A 20,504-nucleotide genomic window follows, 5' to 3' on the forward strand; every position below is an offset into this window, starting at 1 on the left:
CCGCGCCGGAACCGGAGCGGACCCGACGGTGCCCATGGCGCGGACAGGGCAGACTTGGGGACATGAGCACTGATGGCGAACTGTTCGAGGTCCCCACGTCCGCCGGCGCGATGCCGGCCTACCGATGGCTGCCCGCGCAGGGGCAGGGCCCGGGCGTGGTGGTGGTGCAGGAGATCTTCGGCGTGAGCACCTACATCCGGCGCCGTGCCGCGGACCTGGCCGAGGCCGGTTTCGTGGTGCTGGTGCCGCAGTTGTACTGGCGGCTGCCGCGGGCCCATCTGGATGAGTCCGACCCGGCGGTCCTGGAGCAGGCGATGTCGCTGGCCGGGCAGCTGGAGTGGGCCGACGCCACTTCTGACACGCGTGCGGCGCTGGCGGCGCTGCGTGCCGATCCGGCGGTGAACGGCAGGGTCGGACTGCTGGGCTTCTGCTACGGCGGTGGGGTGGCCTTCCAGGTGGCGGCCGAGGACTCACCGGGCGCGCTGGTCAGTTACTACGGCTCGGCGCTGCCCGGGCTGATCGATCTGGCCGAGTCCATCACCTGCCCCAGCCTGCACCACTTCGGCACCGCTGACGCCTACATCCCGATGGAACAGGTGGCCCTCATCCGCCGGGCCGTCACCGCCGCCCCGGCGCCCGCGCAGTTCGAGACCTATGACGGCGCCGGGCACGCCTTCGACAACCCCGCACCGGCGTTCCACCACCCTGGGGCCAGTGCGCTGGCGTGGCCGCGCACCCTGGAGTTCCTTTCCGGGCACCTGCGCGCCACCTGAGCGGATTCGCCGACACTCGTGAGCGCAAGGAAGAACCCCCATCGGCCACGTGGCCCGCGCAGCGTGGTTGCGCTGCTGCTGGCCCTGGCACTGGTCGCCGCAGTGCTGTACGGCGCCGATCACCTACTACGGGCAAGGGCGCAGTCGCACCTGGCATCAGAACTTCGCCAGGCGCTACCGGAAGTCTCCGACGATCTGCAGGTGCAGATCGACGGTGCGCTCTTCCTACCGCAGTTGATCACCGGGAGGGTCGGGTCGGCGCAGGTGAGCGCCTCCGAACTCCAGATCGACGCGTTCTCCGCCCACGACACCCACGTGTACCTGCGTGGGATACACCTGCGTGAGCCCTACCGGGTGGAGCACTTGCACGTGGATGCCGTCGCCCCGGCCCAGACGCTGCAGGCGCTGCTCACGGCGGCGGGAGTTCCCGACGGGGTCCGCATCGACCTGGACGGCACCGATCTGACCGCCCGGTCGCAGTTGCTCGGGGTACCGCTGGCCGCGGTCCTCATTCCGGAGGCACGCGGTCGGTCCATCGCCATCACGGTGGGCACGATCGAACTGGGTGGTACCCGCATCGAGGCCGCCGACCTGCCCGACGCCATGACGGGATGGCTCAGCGACCTGGAGGTGGAACTGAGCGACCTACCCGAACCATTGCTGCTGGACCACCTCGAGGTTCGCCCCGGCGGCGTGGCCCTGCGTGTGACCGGCACTGATGTGAACATCGAGGATCTGTGACCGGCGCCGCAGATTTCGCCGCGTGGTTCGGCCCGGACGCCTTCGATGCCACCTATGGCTATGACCTCGCCGCGCTCCGCGGTGTGCGCCCCTGTCCGGGGCCTCCGGGGTTCGCCGAGCACTGGCGCGCACGGTACCAGCGGGCCCGTGCGGTGCACGGCACGATGCGAAGGGCCGCGCTCGGCCCTCTCGGCGCCCATGAGTTGTACCGCATCGACTTTCCCGGCACCGATGACCGGCGGCTGGGTGGCTGGCTCGCCCTGCCGCGGGACGGTCGGGTGCACCGCGGTGTGGTGCAATCGCACGGGTACGGCGGCCGGAGCGGACCCGAGCCGGGCATTCTGAGCCCGGGCACAGCGGTGTTGTGGCCGGTGGCCCGGGGCCTGCCGACGGCGAGCCTGATGCCGGACCTGCCGGCCCTGGCCGCCGAGCATGTGCTGGTCGGCATCGACTCGGTCGACACCTACATCCTGGGTGGGTGCGCCGAGGATATCTGGTGCGCCGCCACGGCGCTGCTGAACACCGTAGGGCAGGTGCCGTTGCACTTCGTCGGTGCCAGTTTCGGTGGTGGGATCGGGGCGTTGGCGCTGCCCTGGGATGACCGGTTCGTCTCCGGCGCCCTGCGCGTGCCCAGTTTCGGTCAGTATGACCTGCGCCTGCAGATGCCGTGTACTGGCAGTGGGGAGGCGGTGCGCGCCCATGTGGCCGCGCATCCCGGGGCACGGGAGGTACTGGCGTTCTTCGACGCCTCCGCTGCGGCGACGTTCCTGGACATCCCTATGTTGCTCGGCTGCGCTCTGTGGGACCCGGCGGTGCCGCCGCCCGGTCAATTCGCAGTGCAGAATGCTCTTCCCCAAGCCCAGGAGTTCATCTTCACCGCCGGGCACGCGCAATTCCCCGGGGATGCGGAGCAGCTGGCGGCCTGGGGATGCCGCGTTCAGGCTTTCATCGATGACGTCGACGGTATCGCCGCGCGCTGAGGACTCATGGGGCATTCCGTGCCGGGCCGTCGTCGGGACCGTTGTGCCGACGGGCTCCGCGGGCAGGGTGGCGCCAACCCGCGGTCTGCGCCGGCCTAGTTGTACCCAGCCAGGACGTTGGTGACACTCGCCGGCTTGGTTCGTTGACGTGAGGAGGACCTCCGGGTGAGGTGTGGCTTGTCGACAGTCACATCTACATCCCGGAGGTCCTCGTGTCCCACCGTAATGCCCGTCTGACGTTCCAGGGACGCCTGCTGCTGGTGCAGCGTGTGCGCCAGCAGGGGTGGGCGGTGGCCCACGCCGCTAAGGCGATGGGCATTTCCCGTCAGTGCGCCCATCGCTGGCTCAAACGCTACGACGAGCACGGCGAAGAAGGCCTGCAGGGCCGTTCCAGCCGGCCCCACCACAGCCCCCATCGGACGCCGCCAGAACTGGTCGATCGGGTCGTGGCCTGCCGGCGCAGCCACCGCCGCGGGCCGGACTGGATCGGCGCCGAACTGGGCGTGCCGGCCCGTACCGTGTCCCGGGTGCTGCGCCGCGCCGGGGTGCCTTACCTGCGTGAGTTGGACCCGATGACCGGTGAGCAGATCCGCTCCTCCAAGGCCACCGCCACGCGGTATGAGCGCTCCCGGCCCGGGGAGCTGGTCCACGTGGATGTGAAGAAACTGGGCAAGATCCCCCACGGTGGGGGCTGGCGAGCCCACGGCCGAGCCGCGGGTAACCGGGACCGCAAGAAGCGCATTGGCTATGACTACGTTCACTCCATGGTCGATGACCACACCCGCCTGGCCTACTCCGAGATCCACGACGATGAGAAAGCCGAGACCTGTGCGGGGTTCCTGCGCCGAGCCGCGGCCTACTTCGCCACCATGGGCATCGGACGCATCGAGCGGGTGATGACCGACAACGCCTTCGCCTACCGCCACGGCCGTGCGTTCATCGCCGCGGTCACCGAGTTGGGTGCGGCGCAAAGTTCATCCGACCCCACTGCCCCTGGCAAAACGGCAAAGTGGAGCGGTTCAACCGCACCCTGCAAACCGAGTGGGCCTACCGCCACCTCTTCACCAGCAACCAGCACCGCCGCAACGCCCTTGCGCCCTGGCTGCACACCTACAACACTGAACGACGCCACAGCGCACTCGGCGGCCTCACCCCCATCAGCCGAGTGTCACCAACCTAACGGCCGGGTACACCTAGTGGCCCTGCGCCCGCACCCACTCCTCAGCCAAGCGGATCGCCGCCCGCAGTGAGGCGCCCAGGATCTCCTCGCCCGGCACCAGGACTACCTGATCGTCCAGTGCCACTCGTTCGGAGCGCACGATCTGTTGCGTGAACCGTGTGGTCAGTCCGCACAGGTACAACCGGCCACCGTTGCGAGCGAGCTGCTGGGCGTAGTCGTTGATCTCCTCGATGAACGTCGACCCGATCTGGGTGTTGCCCCGCACCCGCAGGACGACGGCGGCGCCCTCACCCGAACTTGCCGGGGGTAGCCGTTCACGTAGCGTGCGGGCCGCCGCGAAGTACAGCGATCCGTCCACATCGATCACGCTCACCCCGTGGGAGGAGAGTTCCTCCGGGGGATCGACCACGTGGATGCGGTCGTCGTCATCGATTCGCAGGCCGTGGACCTGCACCGTCTCCCCGGCGCGCAGGATGAACAACACCAACGTCAGCACCACCCCGATGGCCACCGCCATCGGGACCGACGTCAACAGCGTGGCCAGGAACGTCACCGCCATCGCCCACCGGCCGCTACCACCGACGCGCCAGATGGATGCCATGGCACCGAACTCGATCGCCTGGAACGCAGCCACCATCAGGATCGCGGCGAGCACCGTCATCGGCACCAAACCCACCAACTGGGAGGCGACCAGGAGGATCACCAGCATGCCCAGACCATGGAAGACCATCGCGAACCGGCTGCGTGCCCCCACCTGGCGGTTGAGCGCACTTTGACCCACCGAGGCACCGGTGGGCATGCCGTGGAAGAAACTCGCCGCGGTGTTCCCCAGACCTTGGGCGAACATATCCCGGGAGGTGTTCGGTTGCGAGCCGTCGGGGTTGCGCGCCGCCTGGCTGACACCGGCGCCCTGCACGGCGACGACCACCGCCAGCGCGAACGCCGACGCCACCAGGCCCGGGGTGAGCAACGTCAGATCCGGGAGCGCGAACGGGGGCAGCCCGGTCGGGATGTCGCTGACGTCGCGGACCAGTTCCACCCCTTCGGGTCGCCACCAGAACGCCACCACCGTGGGAACGACCAACGCCACCAAGGAGGCGCCGTTGGCCAGTGGCGTCCGCGCCAGGGCAACCATCAGGGCCAGGGCGATGGCGCCGACCGCCACCGTGGTCCAACTCACCTCGTGCAGACTCACCAGCAGGTCCACGAACGCACCGAGCGTGATGGACCAGTCCGAGGAGTACCCGGCGAACTGCGCGGCCTGATCCATGAGCAAGGCCGCCGCTACCCCGGACAGGAATGCCGTCATCACCGGGTAGGAGATGTACCGCACCAGCCGGCCGGCCCCCACCACACCGAAACCGATGAGAAACAGTCCAGCCAATCCCACCAGCAGGAACAGCGCCGGTCCGCGCTGTTCCTCCGGGTAGGCGGCGATCGCCTGACCGGCGGTGAGCGCGGAAGCACCGGTGGTGGCGATCTGCATCAGTTGCGAACTGGCGAACAACCCACCGACCGTGGGGGAGACCACGGTGGCGTACAGCCCATAGACCGGGTTCACCCCAGCCAGTGCCGCCGTTGCCATCCCCGAGGGCACACTGACCACCGCAGTGGTCAATCCTGCCAGGGCATCGGACGCCAGGCTCCGCAGGCGGGAGCGCGGACCGGGCTCATCGGCGGTTGTCTCCGGCACCCATTCCTCCTGACCCTCAGGCCGGCGTCCGGGTCGCCGGTTCAGCCGCCACGGTAGCCGCCCTACGTGCCGGCGGCGATGTCGCTGTCGGTGTCGGTGTCGACGTCGACGTCGACAGGACAGTAACGATCCCAGCCGTTACCGTCAGTAGGAGACGCCGGTGCTGATCCGGCTGAAGCCAGGTCGGCAAGCAGCCTGCACGCACTGACCGACCGGTCCCGATCGGACTCGTTGACGTGGTCTGATCGACGGACCGATTCGGTCGCGAGGAGCCCGAAGGAGCCCGGTTGTACGAGTTCTTCCAGACGGTCGGCTCCTGGGGGGTGACCGTCTTCGTGGTCACCTCCATGCTGAACGTGGGGTTGACGCAGAAGCCCTCGCGCCTGCTGGCGCACCTGGACAACCGGGCGTTCCTGCTCCGGATGGTGCTGGTGAATTTCGTGGTGGTGCCCGCCCTGATGATCGCAGCGGTCTACCTCGTGGACCTGGAACCGGTCTACGCCGCCGGGATATTGCTGTTCTCCCTGGCGGCAGGGGCCCCGTTCGTCATCAAACTCACCACGGTTTCCCAGTCCGATATTGCCTTGGCCACCACCGTGCTGCTGATGCTCATGGTGGGCACCGTCGTCATCCTTCCCCTGGCGCTTCCGCAGGTGATCGAGGGCATCACGGTCGATACATGGCAGATTGCTCAGAGTCTGATCGTCCAGATGATCCTGCCGTTGGCCGTCGGGATGGCGCTGCTGCAGATCGCTGAGCGGCTCGTCGCCGTGATCCAACCGTGGGTGGCGGCCCTGTCCAATATCGCCCTGTACGTGCTCATCGTGGCGATCATCATCGGTTACCTGCCGTCGATGAGCGATCCGGCCCTGTGGAAGGCAATCGGGGTGGGGCTTGCAGTGCTGTTCCTCGCCTTGTTCCTGGGCTGGACGATGGGTGATGGGCACGGCCACCTGCAGGAAGTGGGCGGGCTGGCCACCGCTCAACGCAACACGGCCGCCGCGTTGATCGTGGCTCAGCAGAACTTCGACGACCCGCGCGTACTCGTGGTGATCACCCTGCTGAACACCCTCGGTGTGGTGATGCTCATCGGCGCAGCGAAGTTAATGAGCCGGGAGAACAGTTTCGCCTTCCTGATCCCGGCTGCGGCAGACGTACCGGGAGAGGACAGTATCGACGAAACCGCGACGGCGCGGCAATGACGCCGGCACGACTCGAGAGGAGCCAGATCAATGAGTACCGAACAACGGCCACGCCCCAACATCCTGGTGCTGTGCATGGACCAGTGGGATGTGCATATGGACCTGCCCCCCGGGGTGGACCTTCCAGCAATCCAACGCCTGGTGGGTGCCGGGGTGAGCCTGCGCAACCAGTACTGCACGGTCCCGCAGTGCACCCCTTCCCGGGCCACCATGTGGACCGGGCAGCACGCCAAGAACATCGGATTGTGGGACAACACCAACTTCGCCTGGACCGATGTGATGGATACCAGCATCCCCACCATCGGGACCATGCTGCGCGAGCAGGGCTACTACACGGCGTTCAAGGGCAAATGGCACCTGTCCGAGCCGGAGCGTTCCCCTGATGCGCTGGAGGACTACGGGTTCTCCGACTACCAGTCCTGGGGAGACAACTGGGGCCGCCCGCTGGAGGGGGAGATGGTCGACGGCGCCGTCGCGTTCGAGACTGCCGACTGGCTGCGCCACAAGCGCCCCCAGGACCAGCCCTGGCTCCTCATCTCCTCGATGGTCAACCCGCACGACATCATGTTCCTGCGCGCCGGAGCCGATGAGAAGGCCCATCCCAGCGGTGCTATGCAGGCTCTGACCCACCCCCCGCAGGACTTGGGGTTCATGCGCGAGTGGGAGGTTGAACTGCCCGCGAACTTCGACGACGACCTCGATGCCCAGCCCTACGGGGTGCGCTCCTACAAACGCACCACCGAGTGGAACTTCGGGGGTATCCCACCCGGCCGGGAGGACCTGTGGAAGGCCCGCCGGAACTACCTCATCAACTGTCTGCGGATGGTGGACCAGGAGTTCCAGAAGATCCTCGATGAACTGGACCGCCTCGATCTGTGGCGTGACACTGTCGTGGTGCTCACCGCCGACCACGGGGAGATGAACGGGGCCCACGGACTCACCCAGAAAGGTGCCATCCCCTTCCAAGAGGCCTCCCTGGTGAACATGACCGTGGTCGCCCCCAACGGGCCCAGCGGCGTGCACTCCGACGCTGTGGGGTCCCACCTGGATCTGGCCACCACACTCCTGTCCTGGGCCGGGCTCCAGGAGCAGGAGATCCGGCAGCGTTACCCCTCCCTGACCGGCCGGAACCTGCGCGAGGTGTTCGAAGCCCCGGACGCCTCCACGCCGCCGCGAGGCTCCACCTCCGAACCCGGTGACGGCGCCCTGATCAGCTGGGACGGGCTGAACATGCTCGATCCCGAATGGGCGATCCAAGGTGCCCTGGGTGAGTTGGCTCAATTGGGAGACGGGCCACCCAAGACGATGGCGGACTGCCGGGCGGCCGGGGAGAAGTACGGAGCTCCGGATATGGACAAACGCACCTTCTTCCGCGCCGTATCCGATGGCCGGTACAAACTGGTGCGCTGGTTCTCCCCGAGCCAGTACCCCACCCCGCGCACGGTCGAGGAGTTGCACGAGACCTCCGACGCGGCGCTGTACGATCTGGTGGCTGACCCCGGGGAGATGCACAACATCGGCGATCCGGCCCACCCGGACTACGACGAGCAGGTGCTGCAGCGCATGCTGGACAAACTCCTGGCCCTGATCGACACCGAACTGGGCGCCGATGAGGCACCGTTCGACCTGAACCTGTTCGGAACCCGGGAAGTGCGGTACCGGCTGGAGGACATCGAAGCCGGCGTACCCGACGGAGTCGCTCGCCCGGAGCCCAACCCGGTGACCGCCACCCGTGGCTGACCTGCACCGCGGATAGGGCTGATCGACGGCGGGCAGTTCCCGGGGGTACCGCACCGTCGCCGGGTGCAACCAGGACGCCGGCGATCTGCCAGCGACGACGCCTCACCGTCGATCGCCGTCACGTCGGGCGAGCATTCGGGCGTAGGCGCGGGCCTCAGCGTCATCCGGTTGGTCCTCGGGAGTTGGCACCTCCGGGAGAACCGCGGACGGCGAGAAGTCCTGCGGGCGGGTACCGCCGTCGTCGTGCGCTGTCCTTGACCCAAGCACCTTGCGCTTGCCGACGAGTGGGAGTTCGCGCGAACCAGCCCGCTGGGCCCGGGCGGCCACGGCGACGAGCGCCAGCATCGCGATCCCGCCCAGCAGCCCCAGCACGAGCGCTCCAGCACGTTGGTCGGCCAGCGCATCCACACCCCAGGGAAGACCGAGCGCACCGAAGTAGTCGGCGGCCAGCAACCGGTCCGTCCTCGCCAGCACCACCACCCCGACCGCGAGCAGTGCTGCCGCCCCCAGTCCCAGTGCCACCACGGGCACGGTGGTGGGCCGCCCGCCGGCGGCGTGCCGCAGCGCCGGGTCGGTGGGGAGGAAGATGGTGACGAAGAGGTATCCCAGGACGCTGAAGTGGACCAGCATGAGCACCAGCCCGATCCGGGTGGTCAGCGCGAGGTGGAACAACCCGGTGGCGTGCAGGACCACCCACGACAGCGCCACGGTGGCGGTGGTCACCACTGGACGCGCCCAGAATCGGCCCGCACGTGAGCCGGTCAGCGCCAGCAGGTACTCGCGCGGGCCGCGGGAGTCATCCGGTCGTGGCGGCAGTGCTTGCAACGCCAGGCTCACCGGCGCACCCAGTGCCCACAAGGCCGGGACCACGAAAGTGATGGTCACCAGCACCACCAGATGCGCCGAGAACATCACCTGGCCATACACGGCCGGACCTCCCAGGATCACCCAACCCAGCACTGCCACCCCGGTAAGGAAGGCGCCCGTGCGTCGGCGCGGCCACGGCTGATCCGGCGCCTGCCGGCCCACCCGGCGCGCCCCGGTCAGGTACACCACCGCGAGCGCGACGACACCGGTGGCGAACAGCACGTCGGGGTCCGCCTGCGTCAGCCACGTTCCGATCTGCGGTGGCGGGGGTACGGGCCGCCCGGAGAGTTCCTCCGCCGGGACGGGGACGTAGGGCAAAGTGTCGGGCACCGGGGTGGGGGTGACCGCCAGCGCCGCGGCCACCCCGATCACCGTCCCCATCAGCAGCACCTCACCGCCGGCCAGACGCCAGAACGCCCCGACCCGGGAACCACCGTTGGACAGCGCGCTGACGGTGCGGCGCCGGTGCCACCAGCCCAGCAACCCCAGGCCGGTGAACATCACGGCCTTGGCCACCAGCAAACCGCCGTAACGGCCGGTCAGGTCGCCGGGATCGTTCAGCCGCAGCCACCCGCTGGCCACCCCGGAGACACCCACCAGCACGAAGCACCACAGCGCCATCCGGGAGTATCGGCGCACCACGTCGGCGGTGTGCTCCCCGAGAGACCGGGCGAGCAGGCACAGCACCACCAGGCCACCCACCCACACCGACACTGCCACCAAGTGCAACCACATCGCCGAGATCGCCGACTCGTGGTCGGCAGCCGAACCGGCGTGCCCCCGCACCGACCACGGCACCAGCACCGCGAAGGCCGGCACGGCGGCTACCGCCACCCCGCGGTAGGAGGTGATGCCCACCGAAACCACAGCCGCCAAGGCGATCAGCACGGTGGCCACCAGCGAGGCGCGGCCGGCAGACAGTTCAGTGAGGTAATAGGCCAGTTCCTGCCCGAACTCCGCGCCGCCCATCGGGCGCCCGGCCGCGCGGGCGTACCGCAGCAGCACGTCGGCCAGGTTCAGCACCGCCCACACCGGGGCCGCCCACGCCAGCATCGTCATCGCCCGGCGCCACACAGGTGCCTCGCCACCCCGGCAGGGCAGCACCCCCAGCAGCAGCACGAGCGAGCCCAGCACCACCGCGGCAGCGAGGTGATTAGCCGCTCCCAGGACCGGCCCACCCCAGCGCACCCACGCGCCGGGATCCCCGAGAAGTTCTGCCCGCGCAGATCCGGACAGCGCCAGTGCCGCCAGGGCGGCCAGGACCGCGACCGGGACCACCGCCAGCACGAGGCGGGCCCCAGGCGCCAGGGGAGTGCTCACACACCGAGCCTAATCGGCGGGCACGGACGCAGGAGCGGCCTGGTCGTGGCTGCCGGGGCAGCGGTGATGCGCACGTGCGGTGACCCGCGTGGCGCACCACCGCTGGTGCCATGGCAACCGGCCCGAGGTGGGCCATTCCCGTCCCCTGACCACATTGTTGCGTCGTGCTCGGGCCGGGGTCGATGGGCAGTGCTGCCCATCACGGTCCCGCGTCACTACCAGATTCGGCTGGCATAATCGCCGTGGCGGCACCGATTGATACCCGACCGATTTTCCGAACCGAGATCCTGTCTCGCCCCGCCGATGAGCAGCCCCGATACGTGAGTGGAGACCATGTCCAGCACCGCTGCGTCGCACCTGGCGCCGAGAACCTCCCCGATCTCCTACGACGAGACGGCGCGGGCCACCGAACTGCTCGGCCGGATCACCCGCGTGTTCGATCAGCGGATCGTGGGTCAGCAGGCGCTGCGGACCGCGCTGGTCTCGTCCTTGTTGGCCGGGGGGCACGTGCTGCTGGAGTCGGTGCCGGGCCTGGCCAAAACCACCGCGGCGCACACACTGGCGCAGGCTGTCGGCGGGTCCTTCCACCGGATCCAGTGCACCCCGGACCTGATGCCCAACGACATCGTCGGGACCCAGATCTACAACTACGCCACGGGCGAGTTCTCCACCCAGCTCGGTCCGGTGCACGCCAACCTGGTGCTGCTCGATGAGATCAACCGTTCCAGCGCCAAGACACAGTCGGCGATGCTGGAGGCCATGCAGGAGAAGCAGACCTCCATCGGCGGTGAGATCTTCCCGCTGCCCAAGCCCTTCATGGTGCTGGCCACGCAGAACCCGATCGAGGAGGAGGGCACGTACGTCCTGCCCGAGGCGCAGATGGACCGGTTCCTGATGAAGGAGGTGCTGACCTACCCGGGCCCGGATGAGGAAGTGGACATCCTGGTGCGCATCAACGACGGCTCGATGGCGGCGCCGATCACCGCCGAGCCGGTGTCGTTGGCCGATGTGGAGTTCATGCAGACCCTGGCCGCGAAGGTGTACGTGGACACCTCGATCAAGCAGTACATCGTGGCGCTGATCAACACCACCCGTGGCGGCGGCCCGCGGCCGCTGCCGAACCTGAACCAGCACGTGCGGGTGGGGGCCAGCCCCCGCGGGGGGATCGCACTCATGCGCATCGCCCAGGCCCTGGCCATCCAAGCCGGCCGCGCCTACGTGGTGCCCGATGACGTCAAGGCACTGCGGCACTCCATCCTGCGGCACCGGATCGTGCGCACCTACGACGCGCTGGCGAACAACGTGGCCCCGGAGTCGTTGATCGACGCGGTGTTCGCGGCGGTGCCCAGCCCGTGACGACCCCGGCGTCCCGGACCACGTCCCGGCTGGCCAAGATCCGGGCACGCCTCGACCTGCCCACCGTCCGGCGGGCCTCGGGGCTGCTGGAGGGGCGGCACCGGTCGATCTACTCCGGGCACGGCCAGGACTTCGACGAGATGGCGTTGTACCAGTTCGGTGACGACGTCGGGGACATCGACTGGAAGGCCTCGGCATCCAACGCGATCCCGGTGATCCGCCGGTTCGTGCGCGACTCGAACCTGGCGATGGTGCTGGCCCTGGACACCGGGCGGAACATGGCAGCCACCGCGCCCTCGGGCGGGCCGAAGTCGGACGTGGCGATGTTCGCGGCCGAGGTGGTCTGTTTCCTGGCCCGTGCCCGCGGCGACACCGTGGCGATGGTGGCCGGGGACTCCGAACGCATCCAGCAGATCCCGGCCCGCGGCGGCAACCTGCACATGGAGATGCTGCTGCGCCGCTACGAGGCGATGCTGGACCTGGCCTCCCCGCCCTCGGACCTGCAGCGGGTGCTCGACCGGGTGCTCACCTGGTTCCCGCGCCGGTCGCTGGTGGTGGTGATCACCGATGAGGCCCGGCCCGAACCGGACCATGAACTGTCGATCAAACGACTGCGCACCCGGCACGAGGTGATGGTGTTCCGGGTAGGGGACGCGCTGCCCACCGACGAGGTGGATCAACCCGTGCAGGACGTGGACGTGCCGCTGGAGATCCCGGAGTTCCTGCGCTCGCGGAGCGACCTGGCGGCCGAGGCAGCCCAGGCCGCTGCGCAGCGGCGCCTGGACGTGGAGGCGATGCTGCGCCGACAGGGCGTGGAAGGGGTGACCGCGAACAGCGAGGACGAGTTGGTGGACCGGATGATCGAGTTGTTGCGGAGGCAGAAGCGTGTCCGCCGCTGACGTGATCGCCGCCGAGATCTCCGCGGTGTCCATCCACGACCCGGTGGACCCGTTCGCGTTCGCACCCTGGGTGCTGATCATCGGAATCGCGCTACTGGTGCTGATCGCGGCCTGGTACGTGTTCGTGTTCCGGTACACCCGCGAGCGCCCGGCCACCACGGAACGCCGTGGCCGCCGCGATCAGTGGGCCTCGCTGCGCAGCACCACGCTGGAGGAGGTCGACGCCGCCGAGGAACGCTACCGTGAGGGTGAGACGGACCTGCGCAGCCTGCACCTGGACCTGAACCACATCCTGCGCACTTTCGCCAACAGCCGGCTGCGGATGGACACCAGTTCCCTGACCGTGAGCGAACTGGCCCGGCTGGAGGGCACCGAACGGCTCACCGACCTGCTCAGTGACTACGAGGAGCCGGCCTTCGCGATCGACTCCGACGCCGAGGCGCTGTCCGCCACGAACAACGCGCGGGCGGTGATCTCCGAGTGGTGACGATGCACCCCTGGGCGATCGCAGCCGTTGTGCTCGCCGTGGTGATCCTGGGCATCCTGGGCTGGTTCGCCCGGCGCCGCCCCACCGAGCACCAGGACGTGCGCTGGGTGGCCAACGCCGGTTACCTGACCACGTTGCGCTCCTACCGGTCCCGGCTCAGCCGCTACCGCACGGCGCTGGGGTTCATGGGGGTGCTGCTGCTGGGCGCCACGGTACTGACCGGGATCCTGGCCGCGCGCCCGGTGGAGCGGGACCTGCGCGCGGAGGAGATGGCCTACCGCGACATCGTGCTGTGCCTGGACGTGTCCGGTTCGATGATCGAGTACGGCACCGAGATCGCCGAGAAGTTCCTCACCATGCTGCCGGAGTTCGAAGGGGAACGGATCGCGCTGTCGATCTGGAACTCCACCTCCCGCACCGTGTTCCCCCTCACCGATGACTATGACCTGGTGGAGGCCGAACTCACCGAGGCCGCCGAGGCGTTGGACTTCGACATCTACTCCCCCATCGACAACCTGAACTCGGCCAAGGTGGACCGGCTGATCCGGTTCATCACCGGCACCGAGGGCGGCACCGGGGATGCCTCCTCCCTCATCGGTGACGGCCTGGCCAGTTGCGCGCTGAATTTCGATGAGGCCGACACCGAGCGTTCCCGCACGATCATCCTGGCCGGGGACAACGAGGTGTTCGGCGAGGGCGTGTTCACGCTGGATGAGGCCGTGGACCTGGTGCACGAACGCGACATCACCTTGCACGGGATCTACGCCCCCACCACCAATCCCCGCCAGGCCGAGGAGGAGGCCGAGTACCGCGAGGCGGTGGAACGCCACGGCGGTTTGTTCTACCACGCCAGCGACGCCGATGCCGTGCCGCGGATCATCGATGAGATCTCCGCCCAGCAGGCGGTGGACCTGGACGCGACCCCCGAGGTGATCGTCACCGACACCCCGGAGCGCTATTTCGGCATCCTGGTGGTCCTGTTGGTGCTGTACCAGTTGGGCGTGTGGAGGTTGCGCTCATGACGCTGCGGATGATGTGGCCGTTGTGGGTCACCGTGATCGTCTTCGCCCCGCTGCTGGCGCTGACGATCTGGCAGTCGGTGCGCAGCCGCGGGCAGCGCCGGCTGCATTGGCTGCGCCGCGGGGCGATGGTGCTGGCCCTGATCGTGATCGCGCTGACCCCGGCGGTGCCGAGCACTCAGAGCACCCAGGTGACGTCGAACGCCGAACTGTTCTTCGTCGTCGACCGCACCGGCTCGATGGCTGCGGAGGACTACAACGGGACCCACCCTCGCCTGGAAGGGGTGCGTCATGATCTGGTGGCCCTGACCGAGGCGATGCCCGGGGCGCGCTACACGATCATCGGGTTCGACTCCCAAGCAACCCAGCAGCTGCCACTGACCACCGACGCCCGGGCGGTTCGATCCTGGGCGGAGACGCTGAATCAGGAGATCACCGCCTACTCGGCCGGCACCGCGGTCGACCGGCCGCTGGAGACACTGGGTGACTCCCTGAGTGCCGCCGCCGAACGGAACCCCGCGAACGTGCGGCTGGTGTTCTTCCTCTCCGATGGAGAGAACACCAACGAGGCCGACGGCGGTGAGGCGGCCTCCTACGCACCCCTGGCGGAGTTGGTCGACGGCGGAGCGGTGCTGGGGTACGGCACCCCCCAGGGAGGCACCATGCGCTCCTACGACGGCACCGCCAACTCCGGTCCGGGCACCGACGCGCCCTACATCATCGACCCGGCCACGGGTGAGCCCGCGGTCTCGGTGATCGATGAGGACCAGTTGCGCACCATTGCGGCAGACCTGGGCCTGGACTACGATCACCGGATCAGCCCGGACGATGTGGACCACCTGGTCTCGGGGATCGACGTCGCCGAGATCGCCGAGGACGGGCGCCGTGACGTGCGCCACTACGCCGACGTGTACTGGCCCGCCGCTGCCCTGCTGGCCCTGTTGCTGGCCTGGGAGGCGTGGGAGTTGACCCGGGCGATGCCCAAGAACCGGCGAGGTCACGACGTGGCGGAGCGGGACCGGCGTCGCTCCGGCTCGGGTCCGGGATCCGGCTCGGCTTCCGGTGCGAGTACTGGTTCGAACGCCGCCGACGGCGCCAGGAAGGTGGGCGCAGTATGAGTACGCAGACCCTGCCACCTCCCGGTGAGTTCAAGACCACCGAGGAGATCCGGGACGCGCGCTTCGCCGAGACACTGCGTCGTCGGCGGCGCCTGCTCCTGTGGTGGTCCGCGCCGGTGGTGCTGCTGGCGTTCCTGGTGGCGTTGAAGTTCCTCTCCGCGGTGCTCATCAACACCGCCGGAATCAGCGCCTACCACAACGAGAACCACAACACCGCGGCCACGCGGTTCGGCCATCTGGAGTTCTTCAACGTGGTGGAGCCGTGGAAGCCCTACTTCAACGCCGGCACTGCGGTGTACGCCGCCGGTGACTTCTTCGGGGCCACCGTGCCGCTGGGCATGGCCCTGGACCTGGTGCCCAAGGCGCCCGAGGAGGAACCACGCGGGGAACTGGAGTGCGCGGTGCGCACCAACTACTCGCTGTCCTTGGAGGGCCTGGGCGATGAGGCCCTGATGGCTGAGGACCCCGGCACCGCGCTGGATTACTACGAGCAGGCGCAGGAGATGCTGGCCGATTGCGTCGACGGCGGCGGCGGCGGTGAGGAGGCCGAGGAGGCCGACGAGCGTCAACAGGAGAGCCAGGAGCAGGCCGAGGAGCAACAACAGCAACAACAGCAGGACCAGCAGGACGGCAGTCAGGGGGAGCAGGAACAGGAGGCTCCCGAGGGCGGTGCGGACGAGGATCCCACCGAGACCGACGACGGCGAGAACGGGGACCCGACCGAGACCGAGACCGAGACCGAGACCGACAACGGTGACAACGGGGACCCGACCGAGACCGAGACCGAGGAGCCGGGCGACCCGCGCGAGGAGGAGCTGGAGGAGCGCAACCGCCAGGCCCAGCAGGACCGTGAGGAGCAGGAGCAGCAGGAGGGCGGCGGCGACGGCTCCGGGCAGAACTGGTGAGTCCGGCCAAGGCGCCGGCCGGCGCCTTGGCCGGATCGCCGGTCAGTCGGACCGATCCAGGCGTGCACGCGCGTGCGAACCACCCGGCCCGGTCACCCTCGGGCGGGCTTGCCCGCGCGGGCGAGGCCGCTCAGCCCCAGACCAGACCCTGCGTGGGGTCCGCCATCACCCGGGCGACATCGGCCAGGACGCGTGAACCCAGTTCACCGTCCACCAGGCGGTGGTCAAACGACAACGCCAGTTGCGTCACCCAGCGGGCCTTGAGCTTGCCCTTGTGCACCCAGGGGCGCTGACCGATCGCGCCGAAGGCCAGGATCGCCGACTCCCCCGGGTTCAGGATCGGGGTTCCGGTGTCGATGCCGAAGACACCCACATTGGTGATGGTGACCGTGCCGTCGCTCATCGCCTGCGGGGTGGTCTTCCCGGCCCGGGCGGTGCCGGTGAGGTCACCGATCGCCACCGCCAACTCGTGCAGGTTCATCCGGTGGGCGTCCTTGATGTTGGGCACCACCAGCCCGCGCGGTGTGGCCGCGGCGATGCCGAGGTTGATGTAGTGCTTGTAGACGATCTCCTGGGCCTGCTCGTCCCAGGCGGCGCTGATCGCGGGGTTGCGCTGGATCGCCAGGATCAGTGCCTTGGCAGCGATGAGCAGCGGTGTTACCCGGACACCGTCGAACTCTGCGTCGGAGCGCAGCCGTTCCACGAGTTTCATCGTCTTGGTCACATCCACGGTGGTGAACACCGTCACGTGCGGGGCGGTGAACGCTGAGGTCACCATCGCCTCGGCGGTGCGCCGGCGCACGCTGCGTACCGGCACGCGGGACTGGCGGCCGTCCTCGGAGACAGTGCTCCCATCCAGCCAGGGCTGGTCATCGCCGGGATAGGTGGCCAGGCTCCGCGCCTCCTCCTGAGCCTGGGCGGCCACGACGTCCTCGCGCGTGATGATTCCGCCCGGGCCGGTGCCCGGGACCCGGGCCAGGTCGATCCCCAAGTCCTTGGCGAGTTTGCGCACCGGCGGTTTCGCCAGCACGCGGCCGGTCTGCTCACCGCCCGCGGCGCTCGGTCCCGTGAGACCGGCGCTGGCCCCCGTGAAACCGGCCGAACGCCCCTGAGACCGGTCGGGTGCGCGGCCGGTCTCATCGCGCTTGACCGGTCTCGCGGGGGTGGGAGGGGTGGGGGTGGACGGCGTGGCGGGAGTGGGGGTGGCACGGCGGCGACGGCGGGTGCGCACGCCTTTGGTGCCGTAACCCACCAGGACGTCGCCGCTGGGCTCCTCGGTGCCGCTGGCGTCCGGTCTGTCGGAGTCCGTGTCTTGGCCGGCCCCCTGGCCGGAGGCCGCGTCCTCGCCGGCCCCAGCGTTCGTGCCGGTGCCCTCGCCGGGCGCAGCGGCTGGGTCGATAGCCTCGCCGACCCCCCGGCTCGCGCCAGCGTCGTCACCAGGCGCAGCGCTCCCTTCCTGGGCACCGCCGTCGTCGGAAGCCGCCTCCCCGTCCGGGTCGGTGTCGATCACGATGATCGCGGCGCCGACCTCCACGGTCTGCCCCACCTCCACCAGCAACTCGCTGACCACGCCGGTGTAGGGGCAGGGCAGATCGACCAGCGACTTGGCGGTCTCGATCTCCACGATGTCCTGGTTGACCTGAACACGGTCACCGGCGGCGACCTTCCACTCCACGATGTCGGCCTCGGTCAGGCCTTCACCGACGTCGGGGAGGGCGAATGTCACGTACTGGGGCATCGGGGCTCCTGGTTCGGTGTTCAGGTTCAGCGTTCAGGTTCAGTGGCTCAGGGAGTCGTCGATGGCATGCATGACACGGTCGAGGTCGGGCAGGTAGTCCTCCTCGAGGTTGGCCACCGGGTAGGGGGTGTGGAAACCACCGACCCGCAGCACCGGCGCCTGCAGGTGGTAGAAGCACTCGGCCGAGACGCTCGCGGCCAGTTCGGCCCCTGCCCCGAAGTAGGTCGGGGCCTCGTGGACCACCACCAGGCGCCCCGTCTTGCGCACACTCGAGGCCACCGTGTCGATGTCCAGTGGGGAGACCGAGCGCAGATCGATCACCTCGGCGCTGGTGCCTTCCTCCTGCGCCGCCTGGGCGGCGGCCACGATGGTGCGCATCGTCGGCCCGTACCCGGCCAGGGTGATGTCGGTGCCCTCGCGTACCACGGTTGCGTTCTGGATGGCGCCCGGGTCGAAGACCGACGGCGGCTGCTCGTGCTGCGCGGAGTGCGCACCCGGGCCGTACGGCTCGGTGCCGACATCCTGGCCGCCCGGGCCGGTCCGGCCCGGTGGACGCACGCGCACCGGGCCCTTCTCCCAGTACCGGGCCTTGGGTTCGAGGAAGATCACCGGGTCGGGGCAGGCGATCGCGTCCTGGATCATGGCGTAGGCGTCCTCGGCGGTTGCCGGACTGATCACCCGCAGCCCGGGAGTGTGGGCGAACAGCGCCTCCGGCGATTCGCTGTGGTGTTCCACCGCCCCGATCCCACCGCCATAGGGAATCCGGATCACCACCGGAACCTGCACGGCCCCACGGGAGCGGTAGGACATCTTGGCCAACTGGGTGGTGATCTGGTCGAAGGCGGGGAAGACGAACCCGTCGAACTGGATCTCGACCACCGGCCGGTAGCCGGCCATCGCCATCCCGATCGCGGTCCCCACGATCCCGGACTCGGCCAACGGGGTATCCACCACCCGGCTGGCGCCGAAGTCCTTCAACAACCCGTCGGTCACCCGGAACACCCCGCCCAGGGCGCCGATGTCCTCACCCATCAGCAGCACCTTCGGGTCGCGCTCCAAGGCATGGCGCAGGCCGAGGTTGATCGCCTTGGCCAGCGGGAGCTGCTCGGTGCCCGCGGCCGGCGGGGACGTGGGTCCGGTGCTCACTGACCCTCCTCGAATCCGGCCTGGTAGGTGTCGAACCACTCCCGGTCGGCGGTGACCAGGTGGTGCTCGGTCGCGTAGACGTGCTCGAACATCGCGCTGGGCGGCGGTGGGGCGAGGGATCGGCAGTAGTCCCGCAACCGCTCTCCCAGTTCCTCGGCCTCCCGGTCCAGTTCGGTGAAGAAGTCCGCACCGATGCCCTCAGCCTCCAGCAGGAGGCGGAGCCGGTCGATCGGGTCGCGGCTGCGCCACAGGTCCTCCTCTGCGCGGCTGCGGTAGCGCGTGGGATCGTCGGAGGTGGTGTGGGCGCCCATCCGGTAGGTGACCGCCTCAATCATCGTGGGCCCGCCACCTGCCCTGGCCCGGCGCAGCGCCTCGAGGGTGACGGCGTGGCATGCCAGCACATCGTTACCGTCCACGCGCACCGAGGGGATGCCCACGCCGGTGGCCCGCTGGGCCAGTGGCACCGTGGACTGGCGGGTGGACGGCTCGGAGATCGCCCACTGGTTGTTCTGGCAGAAGAACACCACCGGGGCATCGTTGACGGCGGCGAAGACCATCGCCTCGTACACATCGCCCTGGGAGGTCGCGCCGTCGCCGAAGTAGGCGACCGCGGCCCGGTCGCGGTCCGGATCCCCGGTGCCCACGTCCCCATCCCGCTGCATCGCCATCGCATAGCCGGTGGCGTGCAGGGTGTGCGAGCCGATCACCAACGTGTAGAGGTGGAAGTTGTGCCGGGCCGGATCCCAGCCGCCGTGGTCCTGACCCCGGAACAGGTGCAGCAACTCGGTCAGATCCAGTCCGCGGGTGTAGGCCACCCCGTGCTCGCGGTAGGAGGGGAAGGCGTAATCGCGTGGGTTCATCGCCCGACCGGACCCGACCTGCGCGGCTTCCTGGCCGAGCGAGGGCGGCCACAGGCCGAGTTCGCCCTGTCGCTGCAGCGAGGTGGCCTCGGCATCGAAGCGCCGCACCAGCACCATGTCCCGGTACAGACCGGCGAGCGCGTCCCTGTCGAGGTGCTCCACCAGGGGGTCGTAGCGGTGGTCGGACACGCGCTCCCCGGTTGGGGTGAGCAGTTGCACGGTGTGCGAGGAGGCATCGAGGTTGCCGGCGCCGCCGAAGGCGTCCTCGGTGTGATGCGGTACCGGTGCCGGAGAGGTCTCACTGCTGGCGACCACAGGTTCTCCTTGATCGAGGAAGCTGTTGTACACACACCCCGGGGCGCCTGGGTGTGGCGCATCCGGGGTGTGAGTGGTGTACATCAGCCGGGTTGGTGGGTCACACCAGGCATCCGGCCTCAGCAACCTACGCAAGCGTAGGCTACGCAACCGTAGGTTGATGCT

General features: G+C 69.0%; 16 protein-coding genes and 1 pseudogene. 12 read left to right on the forward strand and 5 right to left on the reverse strand.

Annotated features, from left to right (window positions below):
* Positions 1-62: 62 nt before the first annotated feature.
* From ACO0LU_RS15100 to ACO0LU_RS15115, 4 genes and pseudogenes are all read left to right on the forward strand, one after another.
* Positions 63-773, forward strand: a complete 711-nt coding sequence (locus ACO0LU_RS15100) for a dienelactone hydrolase family protein (RefSeq protein WP_424792177.1) — start codon at positions 63-65, stop codon at positions 771-773.
* Positions 774-836: 63 nt separating this feature from the next.
* Positions 837-1,514 carry a DUF2993 domain-containing protein gene (locus tag ACO0LU_RS15105; protein ID WP_424792178.1) on the forward strand — a complete coding sequence of 226 codons (678 nt, stop codon included), beginning with the start codon at positions 837-839 and terminating at the stop codon, positions 1,512-1,514.
* On the forward strand, positions 1,511-2,494 hold the full coding sequence (locus ACO0LU_RS15110) for an acetylxylan esterase (protein WP_424792179.1): 984 nt from the start codon (positions 1,511-1,513) through the stop codon (positions 2,492-2,494). The genes ACO0LU_RS15105 and ACO0LU_RS15110 overlap by 4 nt, the downstream gene beginning before the upstream one ends.
* Before the next feature lie 212 nt (positions 2,495-2,706).
* Positions 2,707-3,674 (forward strand): annotated as a pseudogene (locus ACO0LU_RS15115) (IS481 family transposase).
* A gap of 13 nt (positions 3,675-3,687) precedes the next feature.
* On the opposite strand, the gene ACO0LU_RS15120 reads toward ACO0LU_RS15115, so the two are convergent.
* A complete protein-coding gene (locus tag ACO0LU_RS15120; protein WP_424792180.1) occupies positions 3,688-5,367 on the reverse strand; it encodes a SulP family inorganic anion transporter in 1,680 nt (559 codons plus the stop codon).
* Positions 5,368-5,654: 287 nt separating this feature from the next.
* Between ACO0LU_RS15120 and ACO0LU_RS15125 the strand changes: the two genes are divergently transcribed.
* Both ACO0LU_RS15125 and ACO0LU_RS15130 read left to right on the forward strand, forming a co-directional pair.
* Positions 5,655-6,569 carry a bile acid:sodium symporter family protein gene (locus tag ACO0LU_RS15125; RefSeq protein ID WP_424792181.1) on the forward strand — a complete coding sequence of 305 codons (915 nt, stop codon included), beginning with the start codon at positions 5,655-5,657 and terminating at the stop codon, positions 6,567-6,569.
* Between the two features lie 30 nt (positions 6,570-6,599).
* On the forward strand, positions 6,600-8,309 hold the full coding sequence (locus tag ACO0LU_RS15130; protein ID WP_424792182.1) for a sulfatase-like hydrolase/transferase: 1,710 nt from the start codon (positions 6,600-6,602) through the stop codon (positions 8,307-8,309).
* Positions 8,310-8,411: 102 nt separating this feature from the next.
* Here ACO0LU_RS15130 and ACO0LU_RS15135 read toward each other — a convergent pair whose 3' ends face one another.
* On the reverse strand, positions 8,412-10,496 hold the full coding sequence (locus tag ACO0LU_RS15135) for a cytochrome c oxidase assembly protein (protein WP_424792183.1): 2,085 nt from the start codon (positions 10,494-10,496) through the stop codon (positions 8,412-8,414).
* 333 nt (positions 10,497-10,829) lie between these two features.
* Between ACO0LU_RS15135 and ACO0LU_RS15140 the strand changes: the two genes are divergently transcribed.
* The 6 genes from ACO0LU_RS15140 to ACO0LU_RS15165 are packed head-to-tail and all read left to right on the forward strand — an operon-like array spanning position 10,830 to position 16,280.
* A complete protein-coding gene (locus ACO0LU_RS15140) occupies positions 10,830-11,852 on the forward strand; it encodes an AAA family ATPase (RefSeq protein ID WP_424792184.1) in 1,023 nt (340 codons plus the stop codon).
* Positions 11,849-12,751, forward strand: coding sequence for a DUF58 domain-containing protein (locus ACO0LU_RS15145; protein WP_424788738.1), 903 nt, complete (start codon positions 11,849-11,851; stop codon positions 12,749-12,751). Before ACO0LU_RS15140 ends, ACO0LU_RS15145 begins: the two co-directional genes overlap by 4 nt.
* Positions 12,738-13,238 carry a hypothetical protein gene (locus tag ACO0LU_RS15150; protein ID WP_424792185.1) on the forward strand — a complete coding sequence of 167 codons (501 nt, stop codon included), beginning with the start codon at positions 12,738-12,740 and terminating at the stop codon, positions 13,236-13,238. Before ACO0LU_RS15145 ends, ACO0LU_RS15150 begins: the two co-directional genes overlap by 14 nt.
* Positions 13,235-14,260 (forward strand): vWA domain-containing protein, encoded by a 1,026-nt coding sequence (locus ACO0LU_RS15155; RefSeq protein WP_424792186.1) that lies wholly within the window; start codon positions 13,235-13,237, stop codon positions 14,258-14,260. Before ACO0LU_RS15150 ends, ACO0LU_RS15155 begins: the two co-directional genes overlap by 4 nt.
* Positions 14,257-15,375 carry a vWA domain-containing protein gene (locus ACO0LU_RS15160; RefSeq protein ID WP_424792187.1) on the forward strand — a complete coding sequence of 373 codons (1,119 nt, stop codon included), beginning with the start codon at positions 14,257-14,259 and terminating at the stop codon, positions 15,373-15,375. The genes ACO0LU_RS15155 and ACO0LU_RS15160 overlap by 4 nt, the downstream gene beginning before the upstream one ends.
* The gene (locus ACO0LU_RS15165; protein ID WP_424792188.1) at positions 15,372-16,280 is read left to right on the forward strand and encodes a hypothetical protein; all 909 of its coding nucleotides are present in this window, start codon (positions 15,372-15,374) and stop codon (positions 16,278-16,280) included. Before ACO0LU_RS15160 ends, ACO0LU_RS15165 begins: the two co-directional genes overlap by 4 nt.
* Positions 16,281-16,410: 130 nt before the next feature.
* Here the strand turns inward: ACO0LU_RS15165 and ACO0LU_RS15170 are convergent, their stop codons facing one another.
* From ACO0LU_RS15170 to pdhA, 3 genes are read right to left on the reverse strand one after another with little or no spacing between them, the layout of a single operon-like run.
* Positions 16,411-18,018 (reverse strand): dihydrolipoamide acetyltransferase family protein, encoded by a 1,608-nt coding sequence (locus ACO0LU_RS15170; RefSeq protein ID WP_424792189.1) that lies wholly within the window; start codon positions 18,016-18,018, stop codon positions 16,411-16,413.
* A 39-nt stretch (positions 18,019-18,057) separates the two neighbouring features.
* On the reverse strand, positions 18,058-19,164 hold the full coding sequence (locus tag ACO0LU_RS15175; RefSeq protein WP_424792190.1) for an alpha-ketoacid dehydrogenase subunit beta: 1,107 nt from the start codon (positions 19,162-19,164) through the stop codon (positions 18,058-18,060).
* Positions 19,161-20,339: a pyruvate dehydrogenase (acetyl-transferring) E1 component subunit alpha gene (pdhA, locus tag ACO0LU_RS15180; RefSeq protein WP_424792191.1), complete on the reverse strand. Its 1,179-nt coding sequence runs from the start codon at positions 20,337-20,339 to the stop codon at positions 19,161-19,163. The genes ACO0LU_RS15175 and pdhA overlap by 4 nt, the downstream gene beginning before the upstream one ends.
* Positions 20,340-20,504: the final 165 nt, after the last annotated feature.

Source organism: Pseudactinotalea sp. Z1748 (genome assembly GCF_049725185.1).
Lineage (GTDB): Bacteria > Actinomycetota > Actinomycetes > Actinomycetales > Beutenbergiaceae > CALKWS01.

Excerpts from the sequence above, each read along its gene's own strand:
- ACO0LU_RS15100 (WP_424792177.1), top strand. The coding sequence starts at position 63 with ATGAGCACTGATGGCGAACTGTTCGAGGTCCCCACGTCCGCCGGCGCG.
- ACO0LU_RS15130 (WP_424792182.1), top strand. The coding sequence starts at position 6,600 with ATGAGTACCGAACAACGGCCACGCCCCAACATCCTGGTGCTGTGCATG.
- ACO0LU_RS15140 (WP_424792184.1), top strand. The coding sequence starts at position 10,830 with ATGTCCAGCACCGCTGCGTCGCACCTGGCGCCGAGAACCTCCCCGATC.
- ACO0LU_RS15160 (WP_424792187.1), top strand. The coding sequence starts at position 14,257 with ATGACGCTGCGGATGATGTGGCCGTTGTGGGTCACCGTGATCGTCTTC.
- ACO0LU_RS15165 (WP_424792188.1), top strand. The coding sequence starts at position 15,372 with ATGAGTACGCAGACCCTGCCACCTCCCGGTGAGTTCAAGACCACCGAG.
- ACO0LU_RS15170 (WP_424792189.1), bottom strand. The coding sequence starts at position 18,018 with ATGCCCCAGTACGTGACATTCGCCCTCCCCGACGTCGGTGAAGGCCTG.